Source organism: Kitasatospora sp. MY 5-36 (assembly GCF_001182915.1).
GTDB lineage: Bacteria > Actinomycetota > Actinomycetes > Streptomycetales > Streptomycetaceae > Kitasatospora.
Genome location: NZ_LFVW01000448.1, coordinates 1 through 9,680, shown reverse-complemented (window position 1 = coordinate 9,680; position 9,680 = coordinate 1). Strand labels below are relative to the sequence as shown.

The following is a 9,680-nucleotide window of genomic DNA, read 5'->3' as shown; positions in this document are numbered from 1 at the left end:
CGCCGCCGGGGCGCAGGGCCGGCCCGCGTGGTGCCCGGCCGTCCCCGGCCACCGGGTCGACTGCACGACCATGCGCCGGCCCCTGGTGACGGGCGAGCCGCGCCTGGGCGGCGTCGACGTGAGCTACGCGGTGGTGCGCCACAGCCGCCCCGGTCCGGCCCTGGGCACCGTCGCCCTCAACCCCGGCGGCCCCGGCGAGACCCTGATCGACCGCGCCGAGCAGGTGGCCGGTGCGCTGCGGGGGGTGCTGGACGACTACGACGTGCTCCTGCTGGACCCGCGCGGCACCGGCCGCTCCGGCCGGCTGCCCTGCGACGTCACCGAGGCCGAGTACCGCTGGGCCCCGCGGGCCGAACAGCGCGAGCTCGTCGCCGAGTGCGCCGAGGAACTCGGCCCGCGCGCCCGCGGCTACACCAGCGCCGCCACCGCCGACGACATCGACGCCGCCCGCGAGCGCCTGGGCGCCCCCAGGCTGGTGCTGTACGGCATGTCCTACGGCACCTACCTGATGCCGGTCTACGCCGACCGCCATCCCGAGCGGGTCGAGAAGATGGTGCTGTCCGGCGCCTACCCGGTCGCCTTCGACTCCCTGGCCCGGCCCGGTGCCCAGCAGGTCTCCCTGACGCTGCGCCGGATCTGCGAGCGCAGCGGCGCCTGCGACCCGGACACCGCGGTGCACGACCTCGCCGCCGTCGCCGAGCGGCTGCGCGCCCGCCCGCTGAAGGTGACCGCCGAGGCCGGCGGCGAGCGGCGCACCGTGCTGTTCACCGAGGACAAGCTCGCCGACCTGATGTACGAGCCGGCCACCCGCGGCATCGGCCTGCACCCCGGGGAGTCCGGGCTGCTCGGCGCCCTGCCCGCCGCCCTGCACGCCTTCGCCGCGGGCGACGAGGGGCCGCTGTCCGCCCTGGTGCGCGGCGAGATGGAGGGCACCGGCACCGAGGACCAGGCCTCCTTCCTGGCCGTCACCTGCAACGACTACGTCCGCGCCTGGGACCCGGAGGCCCCGGTGTCGGAGCGCCGCCGCCAGTACCGCGCCGCCCTGGCCGCCGCCGACCCGGCCGACTTCGGGGCCTTCAGCCCCGAGGGCTGGGCCGCGGGCCAGACCGACGGCGGGGACAACTGCCTGAACTGGCCGCGCCGGGGTACCGCCCGCCCGCAGCCGACCGACCTGGGGAACCTGCCCGACGTGCCCGTCCTGGTGCTCTCCGGGGACCTCGACACCAACACCCCCGAGGTCAACTCCCGCCTGTCGGCGGCCCAGTTCCGCCACAGCGCGTTCGTCTCGGTACCCAACAGCGGACACCTCCCGGAGATGGAGTCCACCGGCTGCGCCCTGGAGATCTCCAGCGGCTTCATCCGCACCGGCGAGGTCGGCGACACCTCCTGCCTGGTGCGGATCCCGCCGGTCGCGGTCGTCCCGGTCCCCCGCTGACGCGTCGTCGGCAGCCCCCGACCGGCCTGACCACGCCCGCCACCAGCGAGGATGACACCATGACAGATCCCACCGCCGACGCCCGGCGCACCGTCCTGGTCGTCGAGGACGACCCCGGTGTCCGCGCCACCCTCGACCACCTGCTGCGCTTCGAGGGCTACCGGGTGCTCACCACCGCCGACGGCCAGGAGGCGCTGGAGCTCCTGGAGCACCGGCGCCCCGACCTCGCGGTGGTGGACGTGGTCATGCCCCGCCTCGACGGCCTCGCGCTGTGCCGGATGCTGCGCCGGCGCGGCGACCGCCTGCCCGTCCTCGTCCTCACCGCCCGCCACCAGCTCGGCGACCGGGTCGCCGGGCTGGACGCGGGCGCCGACGACTACCTCGCCAAGCCCTTCGCCACCGAGGAGCTGCTGGCCCGCATCCGCGCCCTGCTGCGCCGCACCGAGCCGCTCGACGCCGGGGACGGCGAGGCCACCGGGCTCGTCCTCGCCGACCTCGCCCTGGACCCGGCCGCCCGGCTGGCCCACCGCGGCGGGCGCCGGCTCGACCTGACCAAGACCGAGTTCGACCTGCTGGAGCTGCTGCTGCGCAACCAGGGCACCGTCCTGACCCGCCACCGGATCTACGAGCGCATCTGGGGCTACGACTTCGACACCGACTCGCGCTCGCTCGACGTGTACGTCGGCTACCTGCGCCGCAAGACCGAGGAGCACGGCGCGCCCCGGCTGATCCACACCGTGCGCAACGTCGGCTACACCGCCCGGACCGCCTGATGCTGCGCACCCGCATCGGCCTGGTGGTCCTCGCCTCCGTCCTGCTGGCGATCGCCGTGCCCGTCACCGCCGCCTACCGCGGCGTCAGCACCCTGGTCTCCGACCAGCTCGACCGGAGCCTGCGGGACCGGGCCGAGACCGTGCTCGCCGCCCTGGACCTCGGCCGGCTGCCGCCCGCCCGGCCCGACACCGTCGAACAGCTGCTGCCCGCCGACGGCACCGCCCGGCCGCTGGCCCCGGGCGGCGGGCCGGCGCTGCCGGTCTCCGAGCGGGCCCTGGAGGTGGCCCGCACCGGGCAGGGCTCCCACCAGGAGGACGCCACCGTCGACGGCACCCCCTACGGCGTCCTCACCCAGGCCCGCCCCGACGGGCAGGGCGCGGTGATGGTCGGCCAGACCTACGCCGGGGTCACCGAGGTCGACGACGCGTTCCTGCGGCGGATCACCGTCACCAGCGTGGCGGCCGCCGCCGCCTGCGCCCTGCTCAGCTGGCTCGTCCTCGGCCGCATCCTGCGCCCGGTGCGGCGCCTGGCCCGCGCCGCCGAGCACATCACCACCACCCGTGACCTGGCCACCCCGCTGCCCGCCGCCGGGCGCGACGAGGTCGGCGGCCTCACCCGGGCCTTCGAGTCGATGGTCGGCGCGCTGCGCCGCTCCCGCGAGCAGCAGCAGCGCCTGGTCCAGGACGCCAGCCACGAGCTGCGCACCCCGCTGACCTCGGTGCGCGGGTGCGCCGAGCTCCTCCAGCGCGCCCGCGGCCGGCTCGCTCCCGAGGACGAGGAGCAGATCCTCGCGACCCTGGTCACCGAGACCGTCGCGCTCGACGAACTCGTGCGTGAGCTGGTCGAGTTGGCCACCGACCAGCAGAGCGCGGAGGAGCCGGAGCCGCTCGACCTGCCGGCCGCCGCCGAGGACAGCGCGCGGCGCTTCCGCCGCCGTACCGGCCGGGAGATCGCCGTCATCACCGAGGGGCCCGTCCCGGTGCTGGCCCGTCCGCGGGCGCTGCAGCGCTGCGTGGACAACCTGGTGGGCAACGCCGTCAAGTTCAGTCCGGACGGCACCCTGGTCCAGGTCCGCGTCACCGGCACCCGGCTTGCCGTGCGCGACCGCGGGCCCGGGATCGCCGCCGGCGACCGGCAGGCCGTCTTCGGGCGCTTCTACCGTGCCGCCGGCACCCAGTCGACCCCGGGTTCGGGGCTGGGCCTGGCCATCGTCCACGACCTGGTCGTCGCGGACGGCGGCACCGTCTTCGCCGCCGCCGCTCCCGGCGGCGGTGCCGAGGTCGGCTTCCGGCTGCCGCCGGCGCCGGGCGGCTGACGGACCGTCGGACGGCGCCCCGGCGGACCGTCCGGTGGCCGGGTCCGGCCGGGAGGCCGCGGTGTTCCGGCCCGTGGGGCGTACCGGACCGTCCGGAGGGACTCGGACCCCCGCGCGGGACGGGCCCGTCAGGCCGGGAGGAGGTGGGCGGCCACCAGGGTGGCGAAGTCCTCGGGGGTGAGGATGCGGATGCCGAGCTCCTCGGCCTTGGCGCGCTTGGAGCCGGCCTTCTCGCCCGCGACCAGGAGGGTGGTGCGCTTGGAGACCGAGGAGGAGGCCTTGCCGCCGGCGCGTTCGACCAGTTCGTTCATCTGGTTGCGGGAGAGGTCGGCGAGGGCGCCGGTCATGCTGCCGGTGACGACGACGGCCTCGCCGGCGAGCGGGCCCCGGTCGTCGGCAAGGCCGTCGACGGTGTCGCCTTCCCCCGCCGTCGGCGCGGCGGCGGGAGCGGTGGGGGCGGTGACGGCGGTGCCCACGCCGAGGGCGGCGAGGCGGTCCAGCAGCGGGGCGAGTTCGGCGAGTTCGGCGGCGACGACGCGGGCCTTCTCGGTGCCGATGCCGTCGACGCCGGCCAGGGTCTCGGCGTCGGCGGCCCGGATCGCCGTCATGGAGCCGAAGTGCGCGGCGATCCGGCGGGACATGGTCCGTCCGGTGCCGCGGATGCCGAGGGCGCAGAAGACCCGGTTGAGCGGCCGGGTACGGGCGGTGGCGATCGCGGCGAGCAGGTTGTCGGCGCTGGTCTCCCCCATCCGGTCCAGGGTGAGCAGCTGCTCGCGGGTGAGGGTGAACAGGTCGGCGAGGTCGGTGACCAGGCCGGTTTCGACGAGCTGGACGGCGCGGGTGCCGCCGAGGCCCTCGATGTCGAGCTGGTCGCGGCCGGCCGCGTAGAGGACGGAGGCGACGGCCTGGCAGTCGCGGCCGCGGACGCAGCGCCAGCGCTGCTCGGTGGTGTCGATGGCGTCGCCGCAGCGCGGGCAGGTCTCGGGGAAGGCGATCGGCTGCTCGGCGCCGGTGCGGGCGTCGAGCACCGGGGCCTCGACCCGGGGGATCACGTCGCCGGCGCGGTAGACGAAGACCTGGTCGCCGATCATCAGGCCGCGCCGTTCGATGTCGGCGGGGTTGTGGAGGGTGGCGAAGGTGACGGTGACGCCGTCGATGACGACGGGTTCGAGGACGGCGCGCGGGGCGATGACGCCGGTGCGCCCGACGTTCCACTCCACCGCGAGCAGCCGGGTGACCTGGTGCTGCGCGGCCAGTTTGCGGGCCACGGCCCAGCGCGGTGCGCGCGAGCCGGAGCCGGCCTCGGCGCGGTCGGCGGCCAGGTCGGCCTTGACGACCACGCCGTCGATCCCGAAGGGCAGTTCGGCGCGCAGTGCGGCGATCTCCTCGACGCGCTGCTGGACCTCGGCGGTGTCGGCGCAGCGCCGGGGGCTGGCGGCGGTGGTGGCGGCGGTGTGGGCGCCGAGGGCGGCGAGGTGGTCCAGCAGGGCGCTGTGGGCGAGGCCGTCGGGGCCGATGGCGTCGTAGGCGAAGAAGGTGAGTTCGATCCGGTAGGGGCGGTCCTTGGCCCGCAGGGTGCCGGCGGCGCCGTTGCGCGGATTGGCGAAGGGGGTGGCGCCGTGGTCGGCGCGTATCCGGTTGGCGTGGTCGAACTGGTCCCGGGTGAGGAGGACTTCGCCGCGCAGTTCGATGTCGGCGGGTTCGGTGAGTTCGGTGGGCAGGCCGAGGACGGCGTCGGCGGCGTGGGTGATGTCCTCGCCGGCGAGGCCGTCGCCGCGGGTGACGACCTGCTGGAGGCGGCCGGCGCGGTAGCGCGCGGCGATGGCGAGGCCGTCGAGCTTGGGCTCCACGCACCAGGCGGTGACGGGGCGGCCCAGGCGCCGTTCGAGGCCGGCGGCCCAGGCGTCGAGTTCCTCGGCGGAGAACACGTTGTCCAGGGAGAGCATCGGGGCGCTGTGCGGGACGTCGCCGTTCGCGGCGCCGCCGGCCACCTTGCCGGTCGGCGAGTCGGGCAGCGTCTCGCCGGGGTGGGCGCTCTCGTAGGCGGCGATGGCCCGCAGCAGGGTGTCGTACTCGTCGTCGCCGAGGGGGGTGGAGCCGTCGGTGTAGTACGCGGCGGCGGCCCGGACGGCGGTGGCGACGGCGTCGGCGTACGCGGACGGGGAGGACAGCGGTGCTGCGGTGGCGGTCATGCGGGAATCATGGCGGCCGGCACTGACAGGGCCCCGGGGCGCGCGCCGGCGGAGCCCTGGAGGTGTCAGACCAGCCGGGCGGTGGTGGGGGTGTCGGTGCCGTGGCGGCGGGCGTCGCGGCGGGCGTGGCCGGGGGTGGGGCCGGTGCCGAGGACGCGGCCGTCGGCGAGGGCGAGCCAGGTGCCCGGGGGCGTGCCGTCGGGGACGGGGGCGGCGAGGGCGGCGGCGGGCTCGTGGCCGACGGAGGACGGCAGCGGGAGAGGGAGCTGGTGGCCCTCGCGCCACTGGGCGGTGGTGCGCTCGCCGCCGGTGCGGCGCCGCCAGTACAGGTGCTGGGCGACGATCAGCGGGCCCAGGGCGGTGAGCAGCGGGAATCCGGTGGTGAGCCAGCCGGCGGCGAAGCAGGCGCTGACCGCGCTGGTGGTGAGCAGGCCGACGAGGGCGGCGACGGTGGCGGCGGTGCGGCCGTGGGCCTTGGCGGCGACGAGCGGGTAGAGGACGAGCAGCAGGAGGTCGCCGAGGCCGACGGCGACGGGGGCCGGGCCGCCGGTGAGGGCGAGCAGGGGGGCGAAGGGGCGGTCCTGGACCTGTTCGAAGAAGCGGGTGGTGGTGTCGGTGAGGGTGGTGGCGGCCAGGTCGTAGCCGGTGAGGACGGCGGCCAGGGCGGCGGTGTGGCCGGAGCGCAGGCCGCTCTGGGTCCAGAGGTTGGCGACGCCGACGACGGCGGTGGCGATCATCAGGTCGCTGCCGGCGCGGGCGGCGGCTGGGTGGCCGGTGAGGGCGGCGAGCGCGGTGGCGGCGGTGGCGGTGAGGGCGGCGGCCCAGGACCAGGGGGTGGCGCGCAGCGGGGTGGCGGCGAGCAGCGGGGCGAGGGTGAACTGGACGGCGAGGCAGGCGACGAGGCCGAAGACGGCGGAGACGGCGGCCGCGGGCAGGGCGGTGTAGAGCAGCGGGGCGAGGACGACTCCGGCGCACAGGACGGCGATGTCGCCGCCGGTGTAGACGCCGACCGGGGGGCGGGGCATCCGGACGCGGGCGAGGTACCAGGCGGCCAGGGCGGTCTCGGCGGCGACGGCGGCGCTGAGGGCGGCCAGGGCGGCGGGGTCGACGGTCATTCAGCGCCTTCCGGGGACACGGTCGGGGGCGGCGGGGGTGCCGGGGGCGGCGGGGACGTCGAAGGTGTCGAGGGTGTCGAAGGTGTGCTCGCGCAGGTCGGCGCGCAGGGGTGCGGTCGGCGGCATGGCGGCGCGGTCCTCGTACAGCAGGATGTCGGCCAGGCGCAGGCCGGCGGCGCGGGCGCGGTCCTCCAGGCGGCCGTGCAGGGCGGTGGCGGGCAGGCGGTCGACCAGCAGGTGCAGGCGGGCCGGTCCGTCGGGGCCGTCGGGGCCTTCGGTGAGGGCGTGGCGGGCGGGCAGCGGGACCTCGGGTTCGGCTTCGACCAGGTCGAGCACCTCGCGGGTGGTGACGGTGCGGCTGAGCGGGCCGTTCCAGCGGCCGAGGATCTCGGAGGTGGCGGGCAGGTGGGCGAGTTCGCAGGTGGGCGGCTCGGCGGGGAGGCGTACGAGGTCGCCGGTGGCGTAGCGCAGCAGCAGGGTGCACTCGCGGTAGGGCACGTAGGGGGTGTGCACGACGGTGCCGGTGCCGCCGGGGGCGGTGGGTTCCCAGGTGAGCGGGTCGAGGACTTCGAGGTGTCCGAACTCGGTGGTGTGGTGGAGGTGGCCCCGGGTGCAGGGGGTGGCGCCGGAGGGCAGGATCTCGGTCATCAGGTAGGCGGAGGTGGCGGTGGCGCCGAACACGGCCTCGGCGCGGCGGCGCAGCGGTGCGGAGAGCACCTCGCCGCCGACGCTGATCGACTCCAGGCCGAAGTCGGCTTCGCGCCACTTGTGCTGTTCGGCCTCCTGGACGAGGGCGGCCAGGTAGGAGGCGGAGGTGGTGAGGTGGGTGACCTGGGGGTCCTTGCCGGGCAGGCCGAGCGGGGCGGCGAGGCGGTCGAGGGCCACGGCGGGGGCCACGGTGCCGAGTTGGACGAAGCCGGCGCCGGCGCGGGTGGCCGACTCCTCGGCGTTGACCAGGGACAGGGTGGCGCGGGAGCAGCCGGCGTAGGCGACGGTGTGGCGGGGGCGCAGGCCGAGGCCGAGCACGGCGGAGATGGTGCTGAAGGCGATGGCGCACTCGAGTTCGGCGCGGGAGAACCACACGGCGGTGGGGGTGCCGCTGGTGCCGGTGGTGAGCGCCTGCAGGGCGGGGCGGGCGGCGTCGGAGACGAAGGCGGCGGGCAGGGCGCGCAGTGCCTGTTTGGGGGTGACAGGGACGCGTGACCAGTCCTCGGGCTCCAACCGGTCGGGGTCGAGGCCGAGTTCGGCGAAGGTGCGGCGGTAGTAGGCGGTGTGCCGGGCCGCGCTGCGGGCGGTGGCGCGCAGGCTGCGGCGGGCCACCTCGCGCCGAACCTGCGGGTCGACGTGTCCGGCGCGGCCGGGCAGCAGGGCGGAGTCCTCGCCGGGCTCGCCGAACTCGGCGATGGTGGCGACCAGGTCCCGGGCGAGGCGCTCCAGGTCGCGGGGTCGGATCCGACGGTTCGTCAGGATTGCTGCGCCGTAGCGCAGTTGGCTCAGCGCGGTCGCGAACAAGCGGACTCCCAGGCCAGGGTCGGACGGTGGGCCACCCGGCCCCGGCCGGGGTCGGTCGGATCAGACCATGTGCAGGAACATCGCGGCGGTGAGGGTGCTGAAGGCGTACTTGAGGTAGTGCTTGACCATGATCGGTTCTCCCTCGTACGGGCGGCCGGCCGCCCTGGCCGGGCGCAGCGGCGGATGTCCGGGGCCGGGTTCCGGCCTACGGGCAACGGCAGTATAGGGACGGTCCGGCGGTGTGCAACAGGCTATGTGCACGGCCAACCTTCCATTTGTGCAGGGGAGTTCGGTGTTGTGGGTGTGCGGTGGGGGTGTTCTGGGCACGATCTGACGAATCCATGCCGGGTGCCGGCCGTGTGGCGGTCCGACACCCCCTCCCCCGAGGAGTCCCCTTGACGAACACGTTCCTGCGGCGGCTGTCCTTACCCGCCGCGCTCGCCGTCCTGACGGTCGCGGCGTCGGCCTTCTCCACCGGTACGGCCCACGCGGCCGAGCCGGGCGGGCCGTGCGACCCCCGCGTCTCCCGGACCGGGCTGTACGAGGTCTCGACCGCCGTCGTCGAACCGGTGCTCACCCACTGGAAGGGCATCACCATCGCCCCGGGCACCACCGGCTCCGTCGAGACCACCGTGACCGAGGTCCAGAACGTCAGCACGACCTTCAACGCCTCGACCGAGATCAACGCGGAGGCGGGGGCGTTCTTCGCGAAGGTCTCCATCAAGGTCGGCTTCTCCGTCCAGACCAGCAAGTCCACCACCAGCACCTGGTCCCAGAAGGTCACGCTGAACTTCTCCCGCCCCGGCGACTACGCGGTGTTCAAGGGCACCAACCGCGTCCAGGGCAAGGCCGACGAGTACGTCTGCCTCCCCCGCGGCGGCTGGGGCAACAACGACCCCGGTGACGGGTACTGGGCCTACGCCTTCGGCTCCCACCCCACCTACAGCACCTTCGACGCCGAGATCGAGGGCACCGTCTCCTGCGACACCCCGGTCAACCCCGGCACCGTCCAGGAGCTGGCCCGCAACAAGCTCGTCTGCCACTGAGCCCCACCCCCGCCCGGGGCCGGTCCGTGCCCAGGACCGGCCCCGGGCGGGTCAGCGCCGGGGTACGGCGGTGTGCGGGATGGCGAGGTCGGCCATGCGGTGCAGGACGGCGGCGGGGATCGCGGGGTTCCGGGCGGCGGCGTCGGCAAGGCACGGGTCGAGCAGCAGCACCACCAGCTCCTCCGGGGGCAGGGCCGGGTTGACGCGGGCGAAGTGCCGCACGCCGCTGTCGGGGTCGGCCGCGAGCGCGGAGGCGGTGGCGGGGGCGAGCCGACGGTCGGCGGCGGCGGC

The 9,680-nt window shown here is 75.8% G+C and carries 7 protein-coding genes and 1 pseudogene; 4 read left to right on the top strand and 4 right to left on the bottom strand.

Features of this window, described 5'->3' with window-relative positions:
* The 3 genes from AE652_RS26320 to AE652_RS26310 form a co-directional block, all read left to right on the top strand.
* The coding region (locus tag AE652_RS26320; protein WP_049655791.1) for an alpha/beta fold hydrolase at positions 1-1,435 on the top strand (1,435 nt) is incomplete at its 5' end.
* A gap of 59 nt (positions 1,436-1,494) precedes the next feature.
* Positions 1,495-2,208, top strand: a complete 714-nt coding sequence (locus AE652_RS26315) for a response regulator transcription factor (RefSeq protein WP_049655787.1) — start codon at positions 1,495-1,497, stop codon at positions 2,206-2,208.
* Complete coding sequence (locus AE652_RS26310) at positions 2,208-3,524, top strand: HAMP domain-containing sensor histidine kinase (RefSeq protein ID WP_049655786.1); 1,317 nt, start codon at positions 2,208-2,210, stop codon at positions 3,522-3,524. Before AE652_RS26315 ends, AE652_RS26310 begins: the two co-directional genes overlap by 1 nt.
* Positions 3,525-3,652: 128 nt before the next feature.
* Here the strand turns inward: AE652_RS26310 and ligA are convergent, their stop codons facing one another.
* The 3 genes from ligA to AE652_RS26295 form a co-directional block, all read right to left on the bottom strand.
* Entirely contained in the window at positions 3,653-5,716 is a 2,064-nt protein-coding gene (ligA, locus tag AE652_RS26305; protein WP_049655783.1) for an NAD-dependent DNA ligase LigA, read from the bottom strand.
* A 65-nt stretch (positions 5,717-5,781) separates the two neighbouring features.
* The gene (locus tag AE652_RS26300; protein WP_049655781.1) at positions 5,782-6,831 is read right to left on the bottom strand and encodes a hypothetical protein; all 1,050 of its coding nucleotides are present in this window, start codon (positions 6,829-6,831) and stop codon (positions 5,782-5,784) included.
* Positions 6,832-8,343: a phenylacetate--CoA ligase family protein gene (locus tag AE652_RS26295; protein WP_049655780.1), complete on the bottom strand. Its 1,512-nt coding sequence runs from the start codon at positions 8,341-8,343 to the stop codon at positions 6,832-6,834. It abuts the gene before it with no gap.
* A gap of 395 nt (positions 8,344-8,738) precedes the next feature.
* Between AE652_RS26295 and AE652_RS26290 the strand changes: the two genes are divergently transcribed.
* On the top strand, positions 8,739-9,389 hold the full coding sequence (locus AE652_RS26290) for a hypothetical protein (RefSeq protein WP_049655778.1): 651 nt from the start codon (positions 8,739-8,741) through the stop codon (positions 9,387-9,389).
* 51 nt (positions 9,390-9,440) lie between these two features.
* Here the strand turns inward: AE652_RS26290 and AE652_RS26285 are convergent.
* A pseudogene (locus AE652_RS26285) lies at positions 9,441-9,680 on the bottom strand (hypothetical protein); the annotation flags it as partial.